Raw genomic sequence first — 26803 nt, 5'->3', positions numbered from 1 at the left:
ATCAATTCCGTTCAACAGGGCGGGTGGAGCAGTCACGCTGCCTTTTCGTCGTCGCCGAACACGCTGAAGTCGACGTCCAGGCGGGCGTCGTAGGCGTCGGGGGTGATGCCGAGTTCGTGGGTGGAGTACTCGCCGAACCGCTTGATGTGCTCGGTCAGGTAGGGGGAGACCTGCGCGAGGTCGAGCGGGTCGACCGGGCGGCCCTCGGCCTGCAGCTGGCGGACGATGTCGACGATGTCCAGGGTGTTGTGGAAGATCACCAGGTTGGCCAGCAGGGAGGTGAACTTCACGTCCTTCTCCTGCTCGACCGGGTCGTTAGCCGCGACCGTGCCGTTCTGGCCGAAGCGCACCCAGTCGGAGAAGCCGTTGAACGCCTCGACCTTGTTGGTCGCCGCCGTCACCCGGGCCCGTAGCGGCGCGTCCGAGAGGTAGCGCAGCAGCTGGACGGTGCGGATCACCTTGCCGACCTCGCGGAAGGCCGTGTAGGTGGCGTTGCGGCGCGAGCCGGAGCGCAGGCGCCGCAGCAGCAGGACGGAGGAGATGGCGCCCTCGCGGATCGAGACGATCACCCGCATCAGGTCACGGAAGTGGGTCTCGATCAGGTGCCAGTCGATGACGTTGCGCCCGGCCTCGCCGAACAGGGCGTCGATGTGCTCGTACTGGGCGGTGCGGGAGGGGCGGAAAAACAGCAGGTCCTTCCAGTTGCGGATGCGGGGCATCAGGTCGATGCCGAGCAGGTGGGCGATGGCGAAGACCGGGTAGCTCTGGCCCTGGGTGTCCGCGTGGATGGTGGTCGGGCGGACCTCGGAGGTGTTCTTCAGCAGGCCCTCGATGAGGTAGACGGCCTCCCACACCCCGCACGGCACGAAGTGCGTGAACAGCGCGATGTACAGGTCGGAGACGTGGTGGTAGGCGATGCCGCCGACCGCGCCGTAGCGCACGGACGTCTCGGCGAGCAGGTTGTCGAGGTAGGTGTCCATGTGGGTGCCGTCCGCCGCCGCGGTGGTGCCGTTGCCCCACGCGCGGGACAGGTCGAGCTGGGCGTGCCGGTCGACCACGTCGCCGATCGCCTCGTTCAGCTTCGCGGTGGTGACGTGGCGGCGGGACGCGATCGAGAGCTCGTGACCGGAGACGCCGGCGATGTGCCGGGCGGCCTCGGCGAAGGTCATGTTCGCGCCCTTCACGAACGTCGTGATCACGTACCGGCCGAACGGGTCGCGCAGCTTGGGGTCGTTGCCGGACGCCGGCCCGAACCGGTTCCACCACTCGATCCAGTACGCGGTGCGGGCCACGATGCCCAGCAGGGTGCGCTCGGGCATCCGCTCTTTGACGGCCTGCTCCAGGACCTGCGCGCTCTTGCGGGGCTTCTCCGCGCGGCGGGCCTTGAGCTTGGGCGCCCCGGAGTCGGGGTCGATGAACAGCTCGTCGTTGTCCGGGTACTCGCCGTCCGCCGCGGCCGCCGCCGCGGACAGGCGCCCGCGCAGCTGGGCGACCAAGGCCCGGCCGTCGAACGGCACCTGGCCGTCCGGCGCGGCCAGGCCCACCTCCACCAGGTACTCCGGCAGCTTCTCCTGCACCTGCTCCCAGGGCAGCAGCTGCTCGGACCAGTCGGCGTACTCCTCCGAGCCGAGCACCGCGACGTCGCCGGTGCGGAGCTCGTCGGCGAGGTAGTAGAACACCATCGCCTCGAAGTGGCGGCGCACGAAGTGGCCGGGCCGGCGCCGGTCGCGGATCGCCTTCTGCCAGTTCTGGGTGGCGAAGGAGACGTCGACCTTGCGGCCGTCCGCGTCGCGGTCGGGGATGAAGTCGCGCACCATCGCCCGGTGGGCCTTGGCGTGGGCGAGGGCGTCCAGCACGGAGGAGTCCTCGCTGGTGGCCTTCAGCTCGATCACATCGGTCAGGTCGAACATCACCGGCCGGTCGGCCTTCAGGTGCCCGTGAAGGAAAACTTCCCAGTTGTCGCCGTGGTGCGCGGAGACCCGCTCGATCTGCGCGTACTGGGCGTCGAACCCGCCGAGCCCCTCCACCGCGGCGGTGAGCGAGGCGAGCCCGTTCGACTGCACCATCAGCCCCTCGGCCAGCGCCAGCAGCACGGGCGAGACCTGGCCCTCCAGCCTGCGGACCGCCTCGGCCGCGCTCGACTCCTCGTCCAAGCCCTCCAGCGCGTCCAGCGCCTGCTTGGTCAGCGCCGCGGCCTTCGCCCGCGCGCTCTGCGCGGGACCTCCGACGTCGACCTGCTGCAGCAGCGTGCGGTAGTTGGCGACCAGCCGCTCCACGATCTCCTGCTGCTGGCGCCGGATCTCCTCCAGCTCCTCGCGGGCCTTCTTCGCCTTGCCCGCCATCCGCTTGCAGAACATCGTCGTCAGGTCGTCGCGGGCCCGCATCCTCGCCTTCGCGGCCAGGCAGGCGATCAGCGCGGCCCGCCGGCGGGCGGTGTAGTCCTTGAGCGTCGCCGCGTCCTGGGCCTCCGCCTCGCCGGCGAAGTCCGCGACCTTGCCCGTCGCCACCGACTCCAGCCACTTGGATGTCTCGCCGAGCCCGTCCACCCACGTCAGGTGACCCTTGAGGCGCTTGAAGTTCGACCAGGTCGCCCGCCCGGGGTGGTGCTTGAGCGCGTTGAACAGCGTCTTGCCGTCCAGGCCGACGACGTCGACCAGGCCCAGCAGCCGCGCCCGCTCGTCCTCGCTCATCCGCTCCCGGATGCCGGCCAGGATCTCCTCGTTCACCCGGGCCCGCACGGTGGAGGCCATCGCGTCCAGGGTCGAGTACCGGGGAATCTCCAGCCCGGCCTCCACCAGCTTCTCCAACGCGATGTTGATCAGGTCCGCCGGGTTGTTCTTCGACGCCGCCTCGATCCGCATCGTCTCCTCGGCCAGCGCGCGGGCCCCCGGCCCGTCGTAGCGCATCCCGCACCGCAGGCGGACCATGCTCCGCTGGCTCTTGGCCGTCCGCTCCGAGCCGTACACCGGCAGGGTGTCCTCCGGGAGCTCCGCCGCCCGGCGCACGAACTCCATCACCTGGTCCGGCACGTCGTGCGCCTTCGGAAAGCAGCCCATCCGCTGGTACGACTTCAGGGCCAGCAACAACGCGAGCTGGTGCGCGTCGGAGTCCGCGGTCTCCTCCGCCCACGCCCGTTCCTCCTCGGACGGGGTGAAGAAAACGTGCAGCTCGCGCGCGGTGATCAGCCGCTTGAACCGCGGATACGCGGTCCGCTCGATCGAAGTCATCCCCACCCCGCCCGATGCCCAGCCCCTGCGGGCACGCTGATGCCGGCGCCAAGAACCTTCACCTTCATATAGCTCATGTTCGCCCACCATGTGAACTCGCGCAGGAGATGATGACCGCAGCCGGCTGTGCACTCCAACGCTCCCGCCCAATCGTCCGGCACTGGCCAGGAACGCCGGCGCCGCGCGCTGAAGCTGATCGGCGGCGCCTTCGCGGCGGTTGCTCTGTACCCGCTGGTGCAGTCCACCATGGTGCTGGCCTCCGGCTTTGATCGACGGCCTGCTCGCCACCGCCGTCCTCGCGGGCCTGGCCCCTCAACACCACGCTCGGCTGGTGGTGGGCCGACGGCTGCCACCGTCCGCCATAAAGCTGGTCAGTTCGGCGATCGCAGGCCAGGGCTTGCAAGCTTGCCTTCTTGGCCATCGGCACACCGGACCGAAGGTTCGAGCCAAACGCAGAGTGTCTGCTCGGAAGCGCCTTCGGCAAATACGCGACACCTGAACACGCGACCTCACCAGTCAAGCGGCCCCTGAGATGGACTACGCCGGCGCACTCCTCCTCTGTGCCGACACCGACGTTCCGAGGCCGGGTTATGTCCGTCCTGTTGAAACCGCAGGGATCGGTCGGGGTGGTCAGTTGGCGAGGTCGGCGCGGCGGCGGCCTCGGTTGTAGCGCCGCTGCAGCAAGGGGTGGAGCCGGTTCGGCTCGTCCTCGTCCGGAGCGAACAGGCGCGCGAGCTCGGTCCACGACGAGCCCCGGTCCCTGAGCGCCACAATCAGCGCGTCCTGGCGGAGGGTGAGCTGGTCGATCAGGTACGAGACGGACTGCAGTTTCTGCTCGGCGGCCTGCTGGTCCTCAGCCGCTACCTGGGCGGACTCCATCGGGTCGGCGAGCGCGGCCAAGACGTCCTGCATGAGGCTCCGCTCAAAGACCGTGGTCAGCCAACCGTATCGGTCGTCGGCGTGGCCGTCCCAGGTGACCTCCGCCCTGCCGTCACCGGTCTTGGTTGCGTTGATCATGGCTCCTCCTGGAACCGGTGTACTCCGGATTGCCCCGCCGGTCCAGGTGGCGGGCAGAGTGGCCGAGCTGGATGCGACGGTCCGCGAGGAGTTCGGTCTGGACGACGCGAAGGCCAGCAGCGGCAAGGCCGAGTTGTCGATGCAGGCCAGCCGGTAGCCCCACCGCAGCCGTAGGGCTTTGGGCTTACCCGCGCGGTCCGGTTGCAGCAGGCTTCTGCGGACATCACACAGCGTGGGCACCGCGGCGAGCGTGACGCTCTGGAGGCTGGGGGTCCAAGGGGCGTGGGGCTGTCCACGCTGGGGATGCGTCGTGAGACCAGGGAGCGGAGCGTTGGAGGTAGGAAGAAGGGAGCTCCGATATGTCGGACCCACAGGAGATCTTCAACGCTCAGAAGCACGCGCAAGAGGAGGCTGCCCGGAAGCAGGAGGAGGCGGACAGGCAGCACGCGCGGGAGATGGCGGAGAAAAAGGCCAATGCCGACGCGCAAGCAGTGCGGGAGGCGCAGGGCAGGGCGTGGGGGGACAGGTAGCCGGAGCTTGAATCCGACTACCGCGGCGGGCCTATGCGGCTAGATCTTCGCAAAGGCCTTCGAGGGGAGGCTCCGGGAGAAGGGTGTAGCTCCCGGGGGCCTCCCCTCGCGTGGCTGTTGGATCCGACTTTCTGCGCCACTGCCGCGACGGGCGCGCATCATGCACGGAGGGTGACGATCAGGGGCGGCGAAGGGCGAATACAGATCAGTCGAACACCGGCCCCTACCAGGACCGGACCCCTCCATCAGCGCGAGGCGGTAGCCATCCGGTCACCCTTTCCCCGTCCCGGCAGGTCACCCGAGGCGCTGGATCGGCTGCGACCGTTCCTGTCGGCACCGATCGGTCTCGGCCCGGCAGCCGCGGGGCGGCCGCACTGTGGCGTCGATCACGTTAGGCATGCCATCCATCACTGTCCGTGTTGACGTCACTGTTTCGAGGGTGGCTGCGCGGTCGGCGGAGATGGCGGCGTATTGGTCTAGTCCGAGGCGCAGCCATCACGCTCCGTTGCGGTTCGTAATCTCTCCGTAAAATTCGTTCGCCCGGGGTGCGTGAAAGACAGGGGTCGGCTGATTTGCTGATTGCAGGTCCGAAGCGGACCGCGGCGAACGCAAGATGACGCCGCATCAGCCACAAAAGGTCGCCCCCATGAAAACCACCTCGCTCCTGTGCGCCCCAGGCCGCCGCACAGCGCGCCACACCTCTTCCCGCGGCCGCCGCCGCGCGGCCCGACCGCGCTCCGGTCGGCAGCGGGAGGCCTGAGTGAACGACGACTCCCTGTTCGCCATAGGCCCCGACCAGCCCGGCCACGAACCCGACACCAACATGTTCGGCGCGGCCGTAGAGCTGCCGGTGGACGGGATGCCCGTCGACTACGAGGCCTTCGTCCTCACCCACCGCGCTTCCTACCTGCGCTTCGCCGAGGAAGTCCTCGGCGGCCCGGAGGCCGCGGACAAGGTGGTCCACGAAGTCCTCGTCGCGATCTCGATCCACTGGCACCAGCTCCTGGCCGGCCCCGACGTCGTGGTCACCGCCTTCGGCATGCTCTGCCACGCCATCCGCGCCGAGGTCCGCACCATCGAACGCGATCCGCGGTTCGTCGCCCGCATCGGCCGATTGCGCGACATCCTGGAACTGATGCGCTCCGCACTGCCCACCGCGAAGATCGGCAGCGAGCAGGCCGAGGACTGGGACCCCATGAACCAACTCCTCGCCCGGCTCGGCACCCTCACACCCCGTCAGTTCGACATCGTCATCCTGAAGGCGGCCGGACGCTCCAGCCACTTCATCGCCTGGTTCCTGAAGACGCACCCGAGCACGGTGGACCGCGACCTGAGCCGCGCCATGGACCAGCTCGACGCAGAGCTGCGCCCGCTGAGCCTCCTGAAGCCCACCACTACCCGCCGCAACAGAGGAGACCGCCGGTGACCGAGCCACTCGCCGGGCCCCCGGACCGGAACACCCCGCGTCCCGGGCACCGCCTCGCCGACCATGACCGCGACCTCGAACTCGTCACCGACACCGCGACCGGCGGCCACGCCGGGCCCGCCGGCTGGATGTCCACCGCCCACCGGGCGGTGGCGGTGGACCTGGTCCTCGCCGCGCGCGAGGCCGACCCGCCCCCCGCCGCGGGCCCGGCCGGCGGACCGGGCCTGGGCGCCGCACTGGGGCGGATCGCCGAGGACGTCGCGCGCCACCGGGCGGGCTGCTACCAGGAGCCCGACTGGTGGCGCGTCTACAACCGGGCCCGGCTCCGCCTCAACTCGCTCTCCCGGACGGCGATCACCGGCCCCAAGGCGCTGGCCATGCTGGCCCGCTTCGCCCGCAACGACAACGGGCCCATCGCGGTCTTCGACACCGACCTGGAGATCGAGGGCGCCAGAGTCTTCGGCTGCCTGCTCCACCTGGCCGGCCACCCGCTCTCCGCCGCTTTCTGGTGGAGGATCGCAGCCGGGGCCGGCGACCGGACGGCCGCGTTCGCCATCTACCTCCACCACCTGCAGCACGGCGAACTCGACGAGGCGGAGTTCTGGTTCACCGAGGGCTGCCTCGCCGATGGCGACGGTCCGAGTGTGCCGCCCGCCGTGCCGCCGCTGCCCGGCTACTTCAAGGTCATCACGACCGTCATGCCACCCGGGTGCCCGGCCGATAACGCCCAGCCCACCGCCGACCTCGTCGACGAGGTCGACCGCCTGGTCGTGCACGCCGACCCCGCCGACGCCGCCAACTTCGACGGCATCGCCCGCCGCCCCGGCCCCCGACTCGCCAGCAGGCTGGAGGAACTGGCAGGACACTGCTGACCCGCCCGCCCGGACACCCGAACCACGAGCACGCACGGGTGCACCACGCCCACCGGGCGCTTGAAGCCGCAGTCTCACGGGCCCAGACGGCGAACTGGCCGCACTGAGGTTCTCCGCCGGACACCCGCCACCACCGAGGAACTCGCTCCCGCGGGGAGGAGAGGGCCTGCGCTGTTCAGTCCGTCAGCGGGTACTTCTCGAAGTGCTTCTTGAGCCTGAAGGCTTCCAGCAGGCCTCGCTGGTGCTGCTCCGGTTCCTCCTGCGCGGCAAGGCGGGAGTGCAGGTCTTCGACCAGGCTGTGGCTCAGCGTCGTCAGTGTCGAAGGGAAGTCCGCCGTCATCTCCAGGACCTGGATGAGCCGGAGCAGGGCCCGAACCTCGGAGGCACGCATCGGAACGTCTACCCATGGCTCGTTCGGCTCGTCGGTCATAGTCGAGACGACCTGGCCGCTGACGAGTCTGTTTCGGTGCCAGCTGTGCCGATACTCCCAAGGCATCTGCCCGGTCACCAGCTGCCCGTGGAATCGCTTCGGCACATAGGGCTCGAGTCGGGAGACCACGGCTTCGGGATTCTCGCCCGCCGTCCGGTAGTACGGACGCTCCGTACTACCGGACGCGCCGAGATCCAGGCGCAGCGCCGAGACGAACTGGACGACGCGCTTGGGTTCGGGGACCAGACCGGCGCCCATCCAGCGTGCCGCGGCCATCGCCTCCGCGTACTTCACATTGGCGTCGTCGATGAAGAAGTACCAGCCGGAGTCGGCCGCCCAGATCAGCTCGCAACCCTTGCCCGAGCCGACGTGCTTGCGGAACTCGCGGCCGAAGTACAAGTGCACCTTGGCATCCTGGAAGACCTCGACGTCAGGACCGTCGACGTCCTTTGAGTCCTCCCAGACCATGCAGGGGCCCGAGACACTGCCGACACGGACGGACAGGCCGTCGGCGATCAGAGCCTCGGCTACGGCGGCGGCGTAGTGCCCCAGGCAGCGCGCAAAGGTCTCGGTTTCTGTCTCCGGCTTGTGCCAGGCCCGCATGAATCCTCCTTGCTGTCAGACGACCAGGGCGCTGATGACCAGCACCCAGAGCACCACCCCGGTGCCGACACCGGCCAGTACCGTCCACGGGGAGAAGCGGCCCGGCTTCAACGAGGCCCAAGCCAGGGCGCCGGTGAGTGTGCTCAACAGCGAGGCCAGCACCAGGCGGTCCTGCCCGACCGGGCTGAGGCTCATCAGCGGACCGAGCCTCGAAAGCGCGAAGGTGCAGATCCACGCCACGACACAGCTGACGACGAACCAGATGCCCCACCGGCGCCGCTGCGAAGCCGCGTCGCCGGTGTTGACCCATGAGTACACGGTGGTGCGCAGGCGTTGGTGGAGCAGCCGCAGGGTGGTCACCGCCCCAGTCTGCCCGCATCGGCCCACCGTCGAGGGAACTTCCGCGGATCCCCGTCAGTTCGGGGCAGCACCGGTGCTGCCCCGAACTGGTCGCGCTACTCGCTGGTGTGCAGCAGGTGGGAGGAGCAGCAGAGCGCGGCACCCCATCGCTGTTGCTTGCTGCATGGTCGTACGGTCACAAGGCGCGGCTGCGCTGAACGAAGCCACCGCTGACCGCGGCCGGGCCACTCCTGAGCACCTGGTGATTCCTGCTTCGGCCAACGTCAGGGCTGCGGTCTGCGGGGTCGTGTGCTCCGTACCGTGCGGGCCGCGCGGTAGGCGGCCGCAGGGTCGCGCGACGGTCCGGGGACGGGCTGCCATCGCCCGGTCAGGCCGACTGCGAACGGATACCAGCGCCTGTCCGGGCCGAGTCGTAGCTGAACTCCGGCGCTGTCGTTGGTGATCTGGTTGCCGCTCGCCCGGAGCGAGCCCCGGGCGGTCGGCTGCGCCGAGATGACGGCTTCCTGGGCGTGCTCCACCTCGGTGTCCGAGGCCGGCAACGGGCCCGCCGCGGCGTGGACGCCGGCCGCGCCGCCGTGCCGGTACGCCAGGACGAGCTCCCGGGTCTCGGCGGGGCTTCGGCCGAGACGGCCGGCCACCGTCTCCAGCAGCGGTGCTCCGAGGGGCGTTGAGAGATGGCGGACAGCGTCCACGAGCTCGTCCAGCTCTTCGACGGCTGCGCCCCGCAGGACATCCTGGGCGTACTGGGCAGCGGCAGCGACCATGTCGGCGATGCCGGGGCTCACCCCCGGGGGCGGCGTCGGCAGCCCGTACTCCGGCGCCGGCACGGCGAAGTCAGCAGGCGCGGAGGCCGGTTGGGCGGCTGCCACCTGCCAGAGGCTGTAGGCGTCGTCGGCGCGCACCGGGCTGCTGGCGGCGTCGAGCGGCGGCGGGGTGACCGCAGGCGCGGGCGCGGCGGTATCGGCGGCAGCCCGGTGGGTCGTGGTCAGGGCTGTTCGGAGCTTGGCCCCGAGCCGTCCCAGGGAGCAGCCGCGGATCGTGAGCAGGGCGGAGGGTTGGGCGCGGAAGCGGCCGGCCAGGGCGTGGGCGAGGATGGCCGTGTGCTCGCACAGGCGTCCGTCGGGGTGGAGGGCGGTCGGAGGGTGTGCGGTGCACTCGAAGCCGATGTTCGCGGGGACCAGCGTGTGGCCGGCGGTGTTGTCGGGGTCGAGGAGGTCGGGGTGGACTCGGCCGGACATGAGTGCGGCCAGGGCATCGCGCCGGGTGGCGAGGGCGCCGGCGGTTTCGTCCCACTGCTGTTCCGTGAGGAAGCCGAGGTGGAGGGACGCGCTGGCCCGGGTGGAGCCCGGTGCGGCGACGGTGGCACGGACACGGGCGGTCACGGTGGTGTTGAGCTGGCCGGTGTAGGCGGTGTGGGGGAGTGTCCGGGTGGTGTCGAGGAGTGTGTGCAGGTTCCCGGCGGAGGCGATGAGGGCCTGCATCAGGGCGTCGGCGAACAGGTCGCCGGCGGCGGTTGCGATGGTGTCGGTGGTCATCAGCTCTGTCCTGCGAGGGTGACGAGGGCCGTCAGGTCCATCTCGTCCATGTCGGCGAAGGCGTGCTCGCCCGCGGGCAGGACGGCGTCGGCGAGGGTGCTCTTGTGGGTGACGACCTTCTCGATCCGCTCCTCGACGGTCCCCCGGGCAACCAGGTGCCGTACGTGGACGGTGCGGGTCTGTCCGATCCGGAACGCGCGGTCGGACGCTTGGTCGCGGGCGGTGCTCGTCCAGGGGGAGTCGTAGTGGATGACCTCGGTGGCGGCGGTCAGCGTCAGCCCGGTGCCGCCGGCACGGACGGACAGCACCAGCACAGGCAGGCGGCCGGCCTGGAAGTCGTCGACCATGCGGGTGCGGGCCTTCGGCGGGGTCGATCCCTGGAAGAACTCCGCCCGGTGGCCGGCCGCGTTCAGGCACGCCGTCAGCAGGTTCCCGATCGGCAGGTAGTTGACGCAGACGAGGATCTGTTCGCCGGCGGTGCGGGCCTCGGCGACCAGGTCGAGCAGCACATCCAGCTTCGCGGACCGCGAGCGGGCCGCCGCCAGGTCCGCCGCGACGGCATCGACCTGCTCGCCCAGGTAGAGCGCCGGGTCGTTGACGATCTTCCGCAGGTCCTGCAGAAGAGCCAGCACCCGTCCCTGGCGAGCGGCCCGCGGGCGGCCGCGCAGGTCCTCCACCGTCTCGCGGACCAACGCCTCGTACAGCGCCGCCTGCTCCGTGCTCAACGACACCGGATGCAGCGCCTGCACCTTGGCCGGCAGGTCCGGCGCGATCTCGGGGTCCGTCTTGAGGCGCCGCAGCACGAACGGGCCGGTGATCCTTCTCAACAAGTACGCCGCGTCGCCGTCGGCGTCACGAGCCGTGTGCCGGCCGATCCGGGCCCGGAACGCCGCGCGGCTGCCGAGCAGCCCCGGGTTCAACCAGTCCTGCAGGGCCCACATCTCCTCGCTCCGGTTCTCCACCGGCGTACCGGTGACACCGAGCCGGGCATCGGCCGTCAAGGTGCGGATCGCGATCGACGCCTGGCTGGTCCCGCTGTTGACCGTGTGCGCCTCGTCGGCGACGACCAGGTCCCAGTGGTGCCGACCGAGCTGCTCGACGTCGCGGACCAGCGTTCCGTAGGTGGTGACCACCACCGCGCCCGCCGACAGATCCGGCGGAAGCGTCCGCCCCTGACCGTGGTGGCGCAGCACCCTCAGCGACGGGGCGAACGCCGCGGCCTGCTGCTCCCAGACGTCCAGCAGCGAGGTGGGGCACACCACCAGGACCGGGCGGGAGGTGGCCTGGCGCCGGTGCAGCACCGCCGCCAGCGTCACCAGGGTCTTGCCCAGTCCCATGTCGTCGGCGAGGAGCGGGTTCAGGTGCAGGCCGAAGAGCTGGACCAGCCACTGGTATCCGCGTTGCTGGTACGGGCGCAGCCTGGCGGTCAGGCCCGGCGGGGGAGGGACGGGAGGGCTTGCGGTGTCGCCCGATCGCAGTGCGGTGACGATCGCGGCCAAGCCTCCTGCCGGGCGGCACGCCACGAGGGCTCCGTCGACGAGCAGTGAGCCGGCCAGTGCGGAGGTCAGCGCTTCGCGGGTGGGAAGTTGGCCCAGGTGTCGGGATCGGGCGCGGGCGAGCTGCAGGGGATCGGTGAGGATCCAGCGGTCCCGCAGGCGCACGAGCGGTCGGGCCGCTTCGGCCAGTTCGTCCATCTCCGCGTCGGTCAGGTCGCAGTCGTCGATGGTGAGCTGCCAGCGCCAGTCGAGCATCGCCTCCATGGTCAGGCCGCGGTCGTCCGCGTGCGCCGAACCTGTTCCGACGACGGTGTAGGAGCCGAGCGCGTCGGCCAGCTCCGGTGGCCAGCGCAGCTGGATCCCGGCATCCTCCAATTCCTCGGCCGCCGATCCGAGCAGCTCGGCGGCCTCGCCGACGCTGAGCTCGAGAACATCGGACAGCCGGGCGTGGGCCAGCCGGGTCAGCGGGGGCCAGACGGCCGCGCCGCGGCGCAGTACGCGTCGCGTGCCGCGGCCCTGCCGTGCTGCGGGCGCGGAGTCGTCGCGGAACGTCAGCCGTGCGGCAAGAACCGGCTCTCCATCGCGGTGCAGGGGGCCGTCGGGCCCCGGCGCCTGGACGGCCAGGATCAGCTCCGGCTCGGGGCACGGGTCGAGGTTCCGCTCCACCGCGTCGGCCCATTGCTGGACGTTCGGGTTCTGCAGTCGGGGCGGGGAGGCGAACGCGCCGTCGCCGTGGAGCAGGGCGGCACCAGGTCCGCGGACGAGAAGGTCGACCAGGTCGTCGAGCACCGATCCCGCGGCCGGAAGCGGGGGACGGATTCGCAGCGGTCCGGCAGCCGCGGTGACGGCGTGGGCGAATGGCGGCAGCGCGGCCGCCGCCCTCGCCAGTTCGACATCCAGGGCGGTGCAGGGAGCGGGCCGCCACCTGTCGCGACCGGCGTGGTCGATCGAAGGGACTACCGCGCCGGCGGCGACCACCCGAAGCGCCAGGCGCACCACGCCGGCCCAGCCGAGGACGGCCGGATGCGCGGTTGGCTCCGGAGCGGCCAGGAAGGGGAGCAGCACGGGCAAGGGGGCGGCCCAGGCCTGCACCGTGGTTCGCCAGGGGCCCCCGGTCGGCATCTGGAGAACGACGTCCGCCTCGGCCGGCGCCAGTGGAGCAGGTGGGGCGGCGCTGTGCACGGGTGAGCCGTCGGCGCGGTAGACGAGCAGGTGGTCAGGGCAGGCGGGGTGGAACAGCAGTGCGCACCCGGAGGCCAGCGCCCAGCCGATGGCATCGCGGGCGCTCGCCCAGTCAGGGCTCGGCGTCGACGGCTCCGCCCGCGGAGCGGGCACTGCTCCCCCCGCCGGCGCACGCACCGCGGAGCCCGGAAGTGCGGGCACAGGCGCTTCGGGCACGGCGGGCGCGGAGTCGGGGTCGAGGTACGCACCTCGAAGACGCATCAACAACCGGGTCGCCGACGCGCTCTTCGCTTCCTGCTTGGTGCTCGCGCTCGCGACGGCCTCCACCACCCGGCCGTCCACCAGCGTCCGTACCCGGCACCGGTGCACGCCCTGGGCGATGTCGAAGTCGTACACCGGCCTGGACGCCAGCCCCGCCACGACGACCCCGTTCAGCGTCGTCAACGGGTTGGCGCCGGCCGGGCGCCGCAGCGCCCTCGGCAACGCCTCGAGCTGCTCGCCGGCCGCCGGCGGATCCGGCATTCCCGCGATCACGGCCATGAGCGAGGTGACAGCCCGGTCCCGCGCCGTCTTCCTGGCGCCGGCCCGTTGCGGTTGGCCGCTGACGGGACCGTTCTCGGTGGCCATGGACGCGACGACTTCGAACTCCGGGCCGTGGTCGGGGCCGAGCCGCTCCTCACTGAACTCGACCGGCGGCGCACCGGTCTGCTGCCGCAGCATATTCATGACGTGCGCGGCCAGCCCCGGCACCTCGTCGATGACGCGCAGCGCCAGCGCCTTGGCCTTCTCCCAGGAAGGCCCTCCCCGGGTCAGGATGACCAGCCAGTCCTTGGGCGACACGCGGCCGTCGAGCGCACGGTCGTCCAACTCCTGCAGCAGGTCCCTCTCCGGTGCGCCGGAGACGACGAGTTCCCTGAGCGCGTCGGAGAATCGGTCGCGGCCCAGGCCGTCCCACCGAGTTGTCACGAGGGGGCCCTGGGGAATCGCGTCCACGATCTGCTCCGGTCCCGGCGACGGCAGTTCCTCGGAGGCTGGCAGATCCATCCCGGCGAGCTGGGCGACGAGCGCCAGCATCGCCTGCTGCCGCGTGGGCTTCCGCTTCGACCCCCACGTCACGGGCCCCTCGACGGTTCCGTCCGGGAGGTCGACCGCAGCCCGGCAGAAGAAGCCGTTGGGCCCCGATCCCTCGGCGACAGCCCGCGCCGGGGGCTTCATGACCAACTGGGTGTGCGTGGCCAGCACCGCCGACGCGAACTCGGGCCGGTTGGTCAGCCACTGCAGCACGGCCTCCCGGGCCGCCTGCCACGCCTGGTCGCCCGTGCACAGCAGCAGAGCCTGGGCGTCGCGAACCGGCACCCTCCCGGCCTTGGCCCGCCGAACGCTCTCCCGCACCATCAACGGGTCGCGCCGGCCGGTCTCGATGCTCTTCTGCAGCGCCACCGAGAACGCTTTCTCCGGCATCGCCTCCCACCTGCTCGAAACCGGCAGCTCCAACGTGGAGGACCCAGCTGCCGGGGCGGGGACAGGGCGACGGGAGTCAACCGGCACAGCACACTCCAAAGGCGCGGCGAACAACAGCACATCTCATTCTCCTGCCCGGCAAGACAGTTGACGGCTGATCACGACCGCCACGACGGTCGTGGCGCGCGAAGTCCTGCCCACCACCACCATCCCCGAGCAACACCTACTCACCCGATACGGCCCGGACCAGGCCGCTGCTAGCACCGCCAGCGCCCATGACCGACTGCACGCCATCGAACTCGGCCCGCTGCTCACCGCGAAGCGCCGCGGTCACTTTCGGGGCGTAGCCGTACAGGGACAGGAAATGGGCACCTTTGGCGGCGGAGTTCAGCGCGGATGGGACCGCAGGCCAGGCGGCGGTGAAGAGCAGCAACCCGTTCCACCCGTTGCTGTCCTCTCCGGCACCGGCCTGCGGCCGGCCGTGGCCGGGATTGCTCGGACCGGAGGGGAGGACCAGGCACACCCGGTCGGCGTCGTCGACCTAGACCAGCCCTTGGGAGACGTGGGCGACGGCCCGGACGACCTCATCGGCCTTGCAGGCGCACTCAGCAGCGTGCTGCAGGTCGTCGTCCAGGCCCGCAGCTCAAGGACTGCCTGTCATCAAACGCACCACCCGCGTGCCTGCCGCCTCTCCAGCCATCGCCTGTCGGTCGCTTGGGTCGCTGGGTGGTGGGAGCGACCGGCAGTGGCTGGGTCGCTTGGGTCGCTGGTGTGAGTTGCTCCGGTTTTTCGCAGGTCAGAGGCCACTTTCGTTGCCTGGCAGCGACTGAAGCGACTCTGGGTTGGACATATGACGACATTCGCGTGCGCGTGTACGCGTTCATACACCCGACCTTCAGTCGCTTCAGTCGCTGAACAGCCACCACCAGGCTGCTGACCTGCAGTTTTCCCCAGCGACCATGTCCAGCGACCGAAGCACTTCGGTCGCTCGCACCACCCCCCAGTCGCTGGGCCAGGTCTACCGCACCAGCGGAACGTTCGAAGGCGACACGCCCGACCATCGACTGACGGTGGGCCTTTGTTTGATCCCCGGTCGCTTGGGTCGCTAGGTGGTGGGAGCGACCGGCAGTGGCTGGGTCGCTTGGGTCGCTGGTGTGAGTCGCTGCACGTTTTCGCAGGTCAGAGGCCATTTCCGTTGCCTGGCAGCGACTGAAGCGACTCTGGGTTGGACATATGACGACATTCGCGTGCGCGTGTACGCGTTCATACACCCGACCTTCAGTCGCTTCAGTCGCTGAACAGCCACCACCAGGCTGCTGACCTGCAGTTTTCCCCAGCGACCATGTCCAGCGACCGAAGCACTTCGGTCGCTCGCACCACCCCCCAGTCGCTGGAGCAGCAAAACGGTGGATCCGCACGTACAGGCCCCCGGCTCGGATAAGGTGTGGGCCCATGTTGGAAACTGAGTCGCTTCAGTCGCTGCAAGCGCTCTGACCAGCACAAATGCGACAGCGACTGAGGAACGGCCCACGCCACGGGCCGACAAGCCGGGGAGGAACGCCAAGGTGCCGGCCACCACGCCCACCAGCAGCACCCCTGCACGCCCCGCCGACCTGGCCCGCTGGTGCGCAAACAGGGGATGGCCCGTTCACCCGCTGACCCCGGGCAGCAAGCTCCCTGCCGCCAACTGCAGCAGCTGTGCGGCCCGCAGGCACACCGCCGACGGCTGCCCCTGCCTGAGGGCAGGCCGCTGGTGCCACGGCTTCCTCGCCGCCACCACCGACCCCGCAACCGTCACCGCTTGGTGGACGGCGAACCCGGCCTTCGGCGTCGGCATCGCCTGCGGCCCCGCCGGCCTGGTCGTCATCGACGTCGACGCCCATGCCGCCACGGTCCCCGACCGCAGCAGGCTCCTGCCCGGCATCGACATCCCCGACCACGTCGACCTCACCGGCCTGGCCAACGGCTTCCACACCCTCGGCCTGCTCGCAGCCCTGCGAGGCAAGCCCAGTCCCGCTGACGACACCGGCACCCTGCGGGTCCGGACCCCGTCCGGCGGCACCCACGTCTGGTACCAGGCGCATCCCCACCTCGCCGTCCGCTCCTCCTCCGGCTCCGGCAAGACGCGCGCCCTCGCCTGGCAGGTCGACGTCCGAGCCCACGGCGGCTACATCATCGCCCCGGGCACCACCACGACCGCCGGCACCTACACCGCCATCGGCGACACCAGAACCCCCGCCCCCCTGCCCACCTGGCTCGCCGCCGAACTACTGCGCACCCACCACGCAGACCAGCCCGCCGCCGCACCGGCCGCCATGCCCCCGCCGCGCGCCCGCCAGGCCGTCACCGCCCACGCCGGCCACACCTCGACGCCGAAAGCACTGGCCACCCTGCTCGACGACGTCCGCGCCTGCGCCGGCACCCCCGAAGGCACCGCCTTCTCCGAAAAGCTCAACCGGGCAGCCTTCACCGCCGGCGGACTCGCCGCAGCCGGACTGCTCACCGAAGACCACGCCGAGGAACTCCTGACCAGCGCAGCCCAGGCAGCCCGCCCTCACCAGCACCGCCGCAGCGAGTCGATCATTCGCGCCGCGCTGGCGGCGGGCGCCCGGCACCCGTTTCACCCCCGAGGACGCTCATGAACCCCACCGACACCGCTGGGACGGGAGAGTTCGATCCGATGGCCGCCGCTCAGCAGATCCTGGCCGCCGCGCCGCCCACCACGGCCCAGGCCGGCTCGGCAGCAGCGGTCCTGCCGGGGCAGACCACCCTGGCAGCGTTCGTCGCAACGCAGGGAAGCTTCTTCGACCTGCAGACCCATGTACCCCCTCCCGTACCGGCATTCCCCACCACAGGGCCGGTGACCGCAGGGCAGCCGGTGACACCTCCGACGACGCCCCCGCCGGCCGCCGTTGTGCCGACGGCACCCGTGGTGCCCACGGTCACCGCGACGGGGCTGCTGCCCGACTCCCTCAGCGACCGCGGCAACGCCAAGCTGTTCGTCCGCCTCTACGGAGGCGACTACCGGTACGTCCCAGGACTGGGCTGGTACAGCTGGGCGGGCCACCGCTGGCAGATCGACGAGACCGACAGCGTCCTGTGGGCCGCCGGTGACCTCGCCGAACAACTCGGCGTCCACGACCCCACCGGCACCCACACCACCACCGAACTGCGTCTCCACCGCCGCCGAGCCCTGTCCACCAGCGGCATGAACGCCATGCTCGATCAGGCCAAGGCCGCACCGGGCATGGTCATGCACGCCTTCACACTGGACGCCGACCCGTACGCGCTGTGCACCCCCGGCGGTGTCGTCGACCTGCGTACAGGCCTGGTCCGCCCGCCCGACCCGCGGACCCAGAAGCATTCCCGGTCCACCACCGTCGCGCCCGTCGAGATGGCCACCCCGCGGTGGTTCCGCTTCCTGGAGGACACCTTCGGCACCGACCCGGCCGGCCGGGAGATGATCGACTTCCTCCACCGGTGCCTGGGCTACTCCATCTCCGGCGACGTCGGCGCGCAGATCATGCCGTTCCTGTACGGCAAAGGGAAGAACGGCAAGTCCGTCCTCCTCGACGTCATGCTCCAGCTCATGGGCGACTACGCCGACGCCGCGCCGCCCGGCTTCCTCATGGCCAAGGCCTTCGACGGCCACCCCACCGACCTCGCCGAACTCCACGGCCGCCGCATCATCCTGTGCTCCGAACTCAAGCCCGGCGACCGCTTCGACGAGGGCCGCTTCAAGCAACTCACCGGCGGCGACAAGATCAAGGCGCGGCGGATGCGCCAGGACTTCTTCTCCTTCACCCCGACCCACAAGCTGTGGCTGCTCGGCAACCACCGCCCCGAGGTCAACTCCGGCGGCTTCGCGTTCTGGCGCCGCATGCGCCTGATCCCCTTCGAACGCGTCGTCGCAGAAGACCGCAAGATCGACAACCTGGCGAGCCTCCTCGTCGCCGAAGAAGGCCCCGGCATCCTCGCCTGGCTCGTCGCCGGCGCCCGCCGCTACTTCTCCGGCGATAAGGACCTCACCGGCCCCCAGAGCGTCCAGCTCGCCACCACCGCCTACGCCGAGACCGAGGACAGCACCGGCCGCTTCCTCACCGACGCCTGCAAGATTGCCGACGGACTGCGCGCCGAGCAATCCCAGCTCTACGGCGCCTACAGCCGCTGGTGCGCAGAAGAAGGCGCCACCCCCGCAAGCGCCCGCGCATTCGCCGCACGAGTGCGCGAGACACTGGGTATGACCTCCCCGAAAGAGATGGTCCTGTCCAACTCCCGCAAGTACTACCCAGGGATCGGCCTCCTTGTGGCCGACGAGGAGCCGCAGCCGTGAGCGCCCTGATCGACCCCGCCGACCTCGCCCACGAAACGGACATCGTCTGGCTCGAGGACACCGAGCACCTCGACTACGTCCGCCAATCCCTCGAGCGACTCAACTCCCGCAAGGGCAAACCCCCCTACCACAGCGCCGGACGCATGGTCGGCTACGCCGTCCTCGGTCCCTCCGCCCGCGCCTCCCGGGCATCCGGCACCTTCCGACGCAGGGTCTTCTGGCTCCTGCCCCACGACCGGGACACCGAGCCCCACGGCCTCTACGCCACCGGCGCCCCCTCCGAAGCCGTCGACCCCCGCACCATCGCCCCCACCGTCAAGGGCGCCAAGACCGAGCGCTCCCAGGGCGGCCCCGCATCCCCCGCGATGGTCGAACTCGGCATACTGCTCCCGCGCGCCTGACCGCCGCAACGGACCCGCCCGTCCGCAGCCGCGCAATCTGCCGGCGGCCGCATGCCCTACCGTGCGGCCATGACCAAGACCGACACCACCAACCCGCCGACAGGAGACCTGCCAGCGGCGCGGGTAAGCACCGACGGCACCGGATGGGTCAGTGTCCTCGCCTCCCCGCAGTGGTGGCGCAGCGCCGCGACCGCGGACAACTGGCCGGAACTCGCCGAGAGCATCGCGCGGGCGGGCGAGCATGACGTCCGCGGCGAGCTGTGCGGAGTCATCGGTGCGACCACGGGTCGGCCCTGCAAGGTCGACACCCGGTTCGATCCCTGCCCGCATCACGGCGACGGGCACGAGCGCAACCGCTGCGGAGCGAAGACCCGAAACGGCGCCACCTGCCAGTGGAACCTCGTCGTCAACGGCGCGTGCCGCAATCACCCGGACACTTGGAGGCGAATCCAGCAGGAACGTCTGGCCCGGCAGGAGGCCGAGCGCCGTGTCCAGGAAGAAGCGGCACGGGCACGAGCGGAGGAACGGGGACGCCAGGAAGCTCAGGCACTGACCGTTCCCTGCTCGTACTGCCGGGCCGAGACGGGCGAGGCGTGTCGGCAGCCGAACGGACTCACCGCCGGCGGCAGCCACGCGCCCCGGCACCGCTACCGCCACCACCTCACCGCCGCCCAGGCCGCATCATGCGCTTCCTGCGGAGCCGGGCTCGGGGAGCTGTGCCGAACCGCGAAGGACACCGAGGCCTCCGACCCGCACTCCGCAAGGAGACGGGCCGCGACCACGCTCCCCGTCGTTCCACCCCCGCGTGCCGACGAGGCACCCGAGCCATCGGATTGAGCGGGGAGAACCAGATTCCAACCGCTGCCCGGCTTCTTCGTCACCATCGAGGCCTGAACCCGTCCCCCACCGTGCCACTCCGGGGCCAGAGGACGCCGTGCGCCGGGTCTGTCGGTTGCGGGTTGTAGGTTCGGGCGGTGATCATGATCGACCCGCACCCTGCCGGCCCGGTGCCTGATGTCCTGCCGGATCCGTGGGCGGTGCTGCGCGGGACGAAGTGGCCGGCGTTGGAGACTGCGTACGGGGCCGGGGTGAAGCTGCCGCGGGTTCTGGTGCGGTTGCTGGACGAGGACCTGGCGGTGTCCGACGCCCGTGAGGCCCTGGGCGGTCTTGAGCCGGTGCGGCACCAGAACAGCATCTACGGAGCGACCCCTGCGACTGCTCTGTTCGTTGCGGCGCTCCTCGCCCGGCGCGCACTGTGCCGGCCGGGGGCGGCGGACGGTGTGGGCGCGCTGCTGCTGGGCTGGCTCGCGGATCTCGCCCTCGACTTCGACGACGCGTGCGTCGCCGTGGGCGACCGTCACTTCGACGGGCGCTACCTGGACGGCTACCCGGCCATGGTCGCCGTCCGCGCACTGCGGCCGGTGCTCCACCAGGCCGTCGCGCCGTTCCTCGACGACCCGGACGCTGCCGTCCGTGACACCGCGCTGGCCGCCGCTCTCGCCCTCGCCGAACACCCCGCCCTGGCCCCGCACCGCGACGACCTCGCCGCCCGTGCCCGCCGTCTCCTGCTCGCCGGCGACGTCCGGTGGCGCCGCCAGCAGGCCCTCGACACCCTGACCGCCTGGGGACACGACACCACCGGCCTCACCCGCCCCGGCGACGACGACCGCAGTCCCTTCACCACCGATCCGCCCGCCCCCGGCTGGTTCCTCGACAGCCCGCCCTTCTGACAACAGCTCGCGCCCCCACTCGGCGCCGGGCACGCCACACCTCAGTCGCGCCATGCCAGGCTCGGCACTGCGGGTCTCACTGGTGGTCAGGGCGGGCGGTGGGTCGCCCGGTGTGAGGTCGGTGCGGATGCGGTGGGCGCGGATGCGGTGGGCGTGGACGGGGTGGGCGCCAACGCCCTGCGCTGTCGCGAGCGGTGTCGGCGGAGACCTCCGGCACCACCTCGGGCTCGACCGGGCGGACGTCGACCGTCTCCCGGCTGCCCCGCCCGGCGGAGAACGTCCGCCCCGTCCATGGGTGTCCGGCCCGGGCAGGCGTCAGCCGCCCGGTCGGGTAGCGGGCCAGGGCGGGGGTTCGGGGTGGCGGTGCGGCCGACGTGGCGCAGCTGCCCGTCCCGGTTCCAGCGGCCGAGCAGCACCGTGTCCGGCGCCGCCGGGGTGCCGGTGACCGCGCCGACGACCGCCGCCGTGGTCGTGCGGACCCGGTACCTCCGCCACGCCCGACGGCCAGGCAGACACCGCTCGTCCGACCGCTTGAAACACAGGCCCTCCAGGCCGGCCGCGGTCCACCCCGAGCCACTCGGTCGCCGGCGCCGGGCCGGTCGTCGACGGGCACAGCGCCAGCGGCCCCGCCGTCGGCAGCCCGGCGAACAACTCCTCCAGCGCGGCCCTGCGCCGCCGGAACGGCCACCCGGTCAGATCCCGCTCACCGTCATGCAGCAGGTCGAAGGCCACGAAGTGCGCCGGCCACTCCTTCGCCGCCTGCCCGACCCGAGCCCCGCGCGAAGCGAGCCGCCGCTGCAGCCGCTCGAACGCCAACCGGCCCGCCTCCCACACCACCAGCTCACCGTCCAGCGCGCAGCCCTCGCCCAACTCCTCCTGGGCGGCGCGCACGATCTCCGGGAACTCCGCCGCCATCTCCGCCCCGCGCCGCGACCGCAACACCACCCGCCCGCCCCGACCGACCAGCGGCCCGGCCCGGTACCCGTCCCACTTCGGCTCCGCTGCCCACCCCGCGGGCAGCACCGGGCTGCTCACCGGCTCGGCGAGCATCGGCTCCGGCAGCGCCCACGACATCACGGCTCCCAGCGTCAGGCCGCGAGCCGACGGGTGCAGCCCGTGCCACCCCGTGTCCGGGCGTGCACCTCGTCCGGGTGATCTTTGAACCCGGGGCCGCAACCAGGTGCGGGCACCGCGGTTGGGCCGGGCACTGCTGTCCGTACCCGGTCCCTCTGGAGAGTGCTGCCCGTGCGCATCCGCCCCGTTCTCGCCGCCGCCCTGTCCGCCGCGACCGCCGTGCTGCTCGCCGTCCCGGCCGGCGCCGCCGACACCCCCGCGCCAGGAGAGGCCGTCCGTGCGGCCGCCGCGCGGCATCGCGCAGCGGGTGAGGAGGTCACCACCACGCTGCGGGAGGCGATCGACGCGCTGCCCGTCGCGGCCGAGGACCGCACCGGGTACGAGCGCACGAAGTTCCGGCACTGGATCGACGCGGACAAGAACGGCTGCAACACCCGGGCGGAGGTGCTGATCGCGGAGGCGGTCACCGCGCCGGCGATCGGCGCGGGCTGCGTGCTGACGGGCGGCACGTGGCTGTCGAAGTACGACGACCTGGTCCTGAACGACGCCAAGCTCCTCGATGTCGACCACGTTGTGCCGCTCGCCGAGGCCTGGGACTCCGGTGCCTCCGCCTGGTCCGCGGCCGAGCGCCAGGCCTACGCCAACGACCTCGACGAGCCGCGCGCGCTGATCGCCGTCTCCGCGAAGTCCAACCGCAGCAAGGCCGACAAGGACGTCACCGAGTGGCTCCCGCCCGCGGCCGACTACCGCTGCACCTACATCACCGACTGGACCGTGGTGAAGACCCGCTGGGGCCTGTCGATCGACCAGGCCGAGGCCGACACTCTCCACCGCCTCGCTACCGCCTGCCCCAACGAGGCGCTCACCGTCACACTCGCCCGCTGACCACCGACTCCCGCCCGCGCACCACCGGGGAGGCCGACACGGCGGCAGCCGCCCGCCGGCCTCCCTGACACTGGCGAGCACGCCCTGGCCGCCGCCCTGCGCGAACTCGCCAGGAGACCGATATCGGGCCCCGCCGCACCGCTGCGCCCGCCGGCTGTCGACTACCGCTGCGCGGCCGGGGGTTGGCCACCGGTCGTCGGCTTCGCGTTCGCGGCCGACCCGGTCCCGGCGGGCCGGCCGGTGCAGTTGAGCGCGGAGCACGACGGGCACGCGTGGCGGACCTGGGAGGGGTGGATGGCGTTCCTTCAGCCCGAGCAGGTCGACTGGGCCGTCTCGCTCCGGCACGCCCACCGGTAGGGTGGGACGGTCCTGCTGTTCGACGGTCGCCCCGTGAGGGACTGACCTGGCGGGCGGTCTGCGCAGTCGACGCGCCGGTCACGCCGTCCGCGCGGCCGGGAGCGGGCGGATCGTCGCGTGTTCGTACCGGCTCCGGCCTCGCCCAGCTCATGGAATGGAGCATTGCCCGGATCGGCGAATACCTCTTCGACGACCGCACCGAGACCTGACCCGCCCGCACCTCTATCCGACCAGCAGCACAGAACCAAGGCCCGCCCCGGAAGCTTAGGTTCTAGGGGTCGTCGCAACACCGCTTGGTTTCAGACGGTGAGTAGATCACGTAGACGCTCGGCTGGGGTATCCCAGCCGAGCGTCTTGCGTGGGCGGCCGTTGAGTTCCTGGGCGACGTGTTCGAGGTCTTCGGGACCGTGAACGCTCAGTTCGGTGCCCTTCGGGAAGTACTGCCGCAGCAGTCCGTTGGTGTTCTCGTTCGAGCCGCGCTGCCAGGGCGAGGCCGGGTCGCAGAAGTAGACGGGCATGTCGGTGGCCATGCTGAACTGCTTGTGGCGTGCCATCTCGGCGCCCTGGTCCCAGGTGAGCGAGCCGCGCAGGTGGGCGGGCAGGGTCTGGACGGCGCGGACGAGCCCGTCGCGGACGGTCTCGGCGTCGTGGGTCTCGCCCGGCAGGTGGACCAGCATGGTGTAGCGGGTGCTGCGCTCGACCAGGGTGGCTATCGCGGAGCGCCCGCCCGCGCCGACGATCAGGTCGCCTTCCCAGTGGCCCGGCACGGCCCGGTCCTCGACGTCGGCGGGACGGTCGCTGATCATCACCATCGGGTCGACGAACCGGGAAGTGCGCCGCTCAGGGTGCCGGCGCGGCTTGCGGCGCGTGCGACCGGTGCGAACGGCCGCCTGGATCTCCCGCTTCAGGCCGCCGCGGGCCTGGCAGTACAACGCCTGGTAGATCGTTTCCACGCTCACCCGCATGCTCTGGTCGTCCGGATGGGTCTTGGCCAGAGCGTGGCAGATCTGTTCCGGGGACCAACGCCGGCGCAGGCCGTCCTGGACGAAGCCGCGCAGCGGACCTTCGCGCAGCAGCTTGCGCTCCTTCGGGCGAGGCCGGCGCGAGGCGGCGACCCTGTGCGCCGCGTAGGGGTGGTAGTCGGCGGCTGCCGAGTTGTTCCGCAGCTCGCGCGAGATGGTGCTGGCCGAGCGCCCCAGGGCCCGTCCGATGGCCCGCATCGACTGACCGGCGGCAAGCAGGTCGCGTATCCGCTCGCGCTCGGAGAGCGAGAGCAGCCTGGGGTGGAGCTTCTTCTCCAGGGACTTGAGGCTCACCGGCCTCGCCGGGACAGCGATGATCACGTCGGACATCGTGACGGTTCCCGTCGTGTAGTTCACACGCCGGCCGTCGGGGTAGAGCCGCGAGTTGCTGGACTTCCGGATGCCCCAGTCCCAATCCTGGGCTGTGCGAGGGTTCACCCCGACCCGCCTGGCCGCCTGCCGCCTGGAGACGCCCTCAGCCCGCAGCTTCACGTACTCCTCGCGCGCGGGATGTCCCAGGCGCTTGGTGCTCATGCCGGCCTTGCGAGCCAGCGTGAACGCCGTGTTCCGGTTCAGCCCCAGCTCGCGCGCTACGGGGGAAACACTCCCCACGGCATCAAGCCGTTCGAAGAACAGCTTCTTCAACTTCGGATCGAGCCTCTTGCCGCCCATGGTCCTCGCAACTCCCACAGATCGTGGGTGTTGCGAGGACCGCTAGAACCTAAGAAGTCCCGGGCGGGCCTTTCGCATGTCCGCAGACACGAAGGAGGACTTCGCCGTGCCCACCGTCACCTACCGCCCGGCCGCCCTGCCGCCGGCCCGTCGATGTCGGCGGCTGGCCCGGACGGATCGCCTACGCGGGGCTCGGCCCGCACGGTGCCAGGGTGGTTGAGGGCTTCCGCAACGGCCGTAGCCCGCTTGGCAGAAGGCCGCATAGCGCGACGCGCTCGCCGACCACACCCCCGTCGTCCAGCGGCGCCCCGCCGAACAACTCGCCTCGCTCCACACCGCGCTGCGCCGCATCGGCCCGGACGCCGGCCCGGTCGTCGCCCCGGGGCGCACCCGCGTCCTGTACGACGCGGCCGCCCTGTGGCGCGCCGACGTCGGCCTCGACGGCAAGCTCCGCGCGCACACCGCGCCCGGCACCGCCGACCGTCTTCTCCACCTGCTGCATCTCATCGCCCTCGACCCCGAACAGAAAGCCACGAGCGACCAGTAACCACCCTGCCAAGGAATAAGGGCCCGCCACCCACTGGTGGCGGGCCCTTTCGCATGCCTGCAGACAGAAGGAGACTCGCCGTGCCCACCATCACCTACACCCCGGCCGCCACCCGCGCCCTCCAGCGACTGGCCGCCGACCCGCGCCATCCCGGCCTGCGCACCCACCGCCACCACGCGCTGCCCGGCCACCTCGGAGACCGCGTCTACGGCTCGCGCGTCAGCGCCGGCAGCGGCTGGCGCATCCACTGGACCTGGACGAGCGACGGCGGCATCGAGGTGGTGCGGATCGGCCCGCACCCGTGATCCGCCGCCGGGTACCTTTTCCGACATCTTCCGTGGGAACTCGCCGCCGAGGGCCCGCCGATCCACCCGATCCGGCAGTTGGGCCGTCGCCCGTCGCCCGTCGCCTGTCGTACGGGATGACCTGGCGCAGCGCTCTGAGCAGCGCCGGAGCCGTGGTTTCGCCTGGTGGCGCGGTGGCGATCCGGGATCGTCGGCAACCGCGTTCGAGCGCGTCGGGATGTCCGTGCCCCCGTTCCGGGGCTGCGGGATTGTCGCAGGTCAACCGGGTGAGGGGATGTCAGCGCGTTGCAGGAGGCGCGATTTGGCATGTTTTCGTACGGGTGTTTCGGCGGGTGGTCGCCCAGGCCGGTCGACGTAGAAGCGTGCCGTGGGTGGAGTAGCGTCCTTTCCAGCCCTTCGGGGTGACCTACCCGCTCCCGCCCGAAGGCCGGAAGTCCGGCCGACACGAGCGAGGAGGAACACCTTGAACGATCACCACGATCCAGCTCGCCTGGAGCGGTTCGGCCGCTGGCTGCGCCGCAACGCCGGAGTCATCAGCGCGATGGCGGCGGTGGTGGGGGCGATCGCCGGGTTCGTCGGCCGATGACGGCCGCGGGTCCGGGCGGGCGGCAGCCAGCCGCCCGTGAACGTCCGTTCCGCACATGCGGGAGCGGACCGCAGTGGACGGCAGCCAGCCGCCCGCGCCCCCGGCCCTAGAGGGCCGACACGGAAGAACCCCCGGCCAGAAGCAGTGGCCGGGGGTTCTTTGCACACGGCCCGGTGCCGGTCGCGGGCCCGGTGCCGGTCGCCAGGCGGGCGACAGGCCGGGTTCGCCTTCGGCTCCGGGTGGTGGGGACGACCCCCACCTGATGCATCAGGGGTAATACAACCCCGCGGCCACCGTACCTCTTCTGTCCGGGCGCACGGGTCGCCTCCGGGTGCCGCCGTCGGGTGTCGGAACCGGCCTCCCGGCACTCGTCCGTGCGGGGATCAGCCGGCGGTGTTCTGCGCGGCGTCGAGGGCCGCCCGCTTGAGCTTCTGGATCGCCTTGTGCCGGTTGTCGGTGGTGGCCCAGTACGGGTGGGCATGCAGCTCGGCACCGATGTCGGCGAACGCGTGCTGCTTCTCCTCGGTGGGGTCGGCGGCCCAGGCGGCCTCGGCGGCGTACCAGCGGTGCTGGAGATCGAGCAGATCCTCAGGGAAGTCATCGGTGGCGGACACCGCCCCATCGTCGACCGCACGCCCGTGCGGTCCGGGGTTGCCGCCCCGGTGGCCGTCCGTCGAGTGTCAGGGGTCCTCGCCTGCATACAGCCCCACGGCGGCCCCAAGGCGGCTACCGTCGACACCACAAGGGCCCGG

General features: G+C 71.3%; 21 protein-coding genes. 10 read left to right on the top strand and 11 right to left on the bottom strand.

Annotation, left to right across the window (positions count from 1 at the left end; genetic code table 11):
* Positions 1–32: 32 nt before the first annotated feature.
* The gene (locus tag ACI1MP_RS37355; RefSeq protein WP_404870926.1) at positions 33–3227 is read right to left on the bottom strand and encodes a Tn3 family transposase; all 3195 of its coding nucleotides are present in this window, start codon (positions 3225–3227) and stop codon (positions 33–35) included.
* Positions 3228–3857: 630 nt separating this feature from the next.
* Complete coding sequence (locus ACI1MP_RS37350) at positions 3858–4244, bottom strand: hypothetical protein (RefSeq protein ID WP_404870925.1); 387 nt, start codon at positions 4242–4244, stop codon at positions 3858–3860.
* A gap of 1290 nt (positions 4245–5534) precedes the next feature.
* Here ACI1MP_RS37350 and ACI1MP_RS37345 point away from each other — a divergent pair.
* Together ACI1MP_RS37345 and ACI1MP_RS37340 are read left to right on the top strand one after the other, a co-directional pair.
* Positions 5535–6200 (top strand): RNA polymerase sigma factor, encoded by a 666-nt coding sequence (locus ACI1MP_RS37345; protein ID WP_404870924.1) that lies wholly within the window; start codon positions 5535–5537, stop codon positions 6198–6200.
* Positions 6197–7072: a hypothetical protein gene (locus ACI1MP_RS37340; protein ID WP_404870923.1), complete on the top strand. Its 876-nt coding sequence runs from the start codon at positions 6197–6199 to the stop codon at positions 7070–7072. Before ACI1MP_RS37345 ends, ACI1MP_RS37340 begins: the two co-directional genes overlap by 4 nt.
* A gap of 175 nt (positions 7073–7247) precedes the next feature.
* Here the strand turns inward: ACI1MP_RS37340 and ACI1MP_RS37335 are convergent, their stop codons facing one another.
* The 5 genes from ACI1MP_RS37335 to ACI1MP_RS37315 form a co-directional block, all read right to left on the bottom strand.
* Entirely contained in the window at positions 7248–8105 is an 858-nt protein-coding gene (locus tag ACI1MP_RS37335; protein WP_404870922.1) for a hypothetical protein, read from the bottom strand.
* A gap of 15 nt (positions 8106–8120) precedes the next feature.
* Positions 8121–8465 carry a hypothetical protein gene (locus tag ACI1MP_RS37330; RefSeq protein ID WP_404870921.1) on the bottom strand — a complete coding sequence of 115 codons (345 nt, stop codon included), beginning with the start codon at positions 8463–8465 and terminating at the stop codon, positions 8121–8123.
* A gap of 263 nt (positions 8466–8728) precedes the next feature.
* Positions 8729–10000, bottom strand: coding sequence for a hypothetical protein (locus ACI1MP_RS37325; RefSeq protein ID WP_404870920.1), 1272 nt, complete (start codon positions 9998–10000; stop codon positions 8729–8731).
* A complete protein-coding gene (locus tag ACI1MP_RS37320) occupies positions 10000–14139 on the bottom strand; it encodes an SNF2-related protein (protein ID WP_404870919.1) in 4140 nt (1379 codons plus the stop codon). Before ACI1MP_RS37320 ends, ACI1MP_RS37325 begins: the two co-directional genes overlap by 1 nt.
* Before the next feature lie 223 nt (positions 14140–14362).
* Positions 14363–14572 (bottom strand): hypothetical protein, encoded by a 210-nt coding sequence (locus ACI1MP_RS37315; RefSeq protein WP_404870918.1) that lies wholly within the window; start codon positions 14570–14572, stop codon positions 14363–14365.
* Between the two features lie 1180 nt (positions 14573–15752).
* Between ACI1MP_RS37315 and ACI1MP_RS37310 the strand changes: the two genes are divergently transcribed.
* The 5 genes from ACI1MP_RS37310 (at position 15753) to ACI1MP_RS37290 (ending at position 20603) form a co-directional block, all read left to right on the top strand.
* On the top strand, positions 15753–16781 hold the full coding sequence (locus ACI1MP_RS37310; RefSeq protein ID WP_404871019.1) for a bifunctional DNA primase/polymerase: 1029 nt from the start codon (positions 15753–15755) through the stop codon (positions 16779–16781).
* Complete coding sequence (locus ACI1MP_RS37305) at positions 16778–18472, top strand: phage/plasmid primase, P4 family (RefSeq protein ID WP_404870917.1); 1695 nt, start codon at positions 16778–16780, stop codon at positions 18470–18472. Before ACI1MP_RS37310 ends, ACI1MP_RS37305 begins: the two co-directional genes overlap by 4 nt.
* Positions 18469–18873 (top strand): DUF6009 family protein, encoded by a 405-nt coding sequence (locus tag ACI1MP_RS37300; protein WP_404870916.1) that lies wholly within the window; start codon positions 18469–18471, stop codon positions 18871–18873. Before ACI1MP_RS37305 ends, ACI1MP_RS37300 begins: the two co-directional genes overlap by 4 nt.
* A gap of 69 nt (positions 18874–18942) precedes the next feature.
* A complete protein-coding gene (locus ACI1MP_RS37295) occupies positions 18943–19710 on the top strand; it encodes a hypothetical protein (RefSeq protein ID WP_404870915.1) in 768 nt (255 codons plus the stop codon).
* 137 nt (positions 19711–19847) lie between these two features.
* Entirely contained in the window at positions 19848–20603 is a 756-nt protein-coding gene (locus ACI1MP_RS37290) for a hypothetical protein (protein WP_404870914.1), read from the top strand.
* Positions 20604–20918: 315 nt separating this feature from the next.
* On the opposite strand, the gene ACI1MP_RS37285 is transcribed toward ACI1MP_RS37290, so the two are convergent.
* Positions 20919–21677: a hypothetical protein gene (locus ACI1MP_RS37285; protein WP_404870913.1), complete on the bottom strand. Its 759-nt coding sequence runs from the start codon at positions 21675–21677 to the stop codon at positions 20919–20921.
* 171 nt (positions 21678–21848) lie between these two features.
* Here ACI1MP_RS37285 and ACI1MP_RS37280 point away from each other — a divergent pair, with 171 nt between their 5' ends.
* Positions 21849–22562: an HNH endonuclease family protein gene (locus ACI1MP_RS37280; protein WP_404870912.1), complete on the top strand. Its 714-nt coding sequence runs from the start codon at positions 21849–21851 to the stop codon at positions 22560–22562.
* A 656-nt stretch (positions 22563–23218) separates the two neighbouring features.
* Here the strand turns inward: ACI1MP_RS37280 and ACI1MP_RS37275 are convergent.
* Together ACI1MP_RS37275 and ACI1MP_RS37270 are read right to left on the bottom strand one after the other, a co-directional pair.
* Positions 23219–24433, bottom strand: coding sequence for an IS30 family transposase (locus ACI1MP_RS37275; protein WP_404871018.1), 1215 nt, complete (start codon positions 24431–24433; stop codon positions 23219–23221).
* A 361-nt stretch (positions 24434–24794) separates the two neighbouring features.
* A complete protein-coding gene (locus ACI1MP_RS37270) occupies positions 24795–25115 on the bottom strand; it encodes a hypothetical protein (protein WP_404870911.1) in 321 nt (106 codons plus the stop codon).
* Between the two features lie 125 nt (positions 25116–25240).
* On the opposite strand from ACI1MP_RS37270, the gene ACI1MP_RS37265 reads away from it, so the two are divergent.
* Entirely contained in the window at positions 25241–25465 is a 225-nt protein-coding gene (locus ACI1MP_RS37265) for a hypothetical protein (protein WP_404870910.1), read from the top strand.
* Positions 25466–25928: 463 nt separating this feature from the next.
* Positions 25929–26051: a hypothetical protein gene (locus ACI1MP_RS37260; RefSeq protein ID WP_404870909.1), complete on the top strand. Its 123-nt coding sequence runs from the start codon at positions 25929–25931 to the stop codon at positions 26049–26051.
* Between the two features lie 383 nt (positions 26052–26434).
* On the opposite strand, the gene ACI1MP_RS37255 is transcribed toward ACI1MP_RS37260, so the two are convergent.
* A complete protein-coding gene (locus tag ACI1MP_RS37255; RefSeq protein ID WP_404870908.1) occupies positions 26435–26665 on the bottom strand; it encodes a hypothetical protein in 231 nt (76 codons plus the stop codon).
* Positions 26666–26803 lie beyond the last annotated feature (138 nt).

Origin of the sequence: Kitasatospora griseola (assembly GCF_044999035.1) — a bacterium.
GTDB lineage: Bacteria > Actinomycetota > Actinomycetes > Streptomycetales > Streptomycetaceae > Kitasatospora > Kitasatospora griseola.
This window is presented reverse-complemented; position numbering and strand designations above follow the sequence as displayed.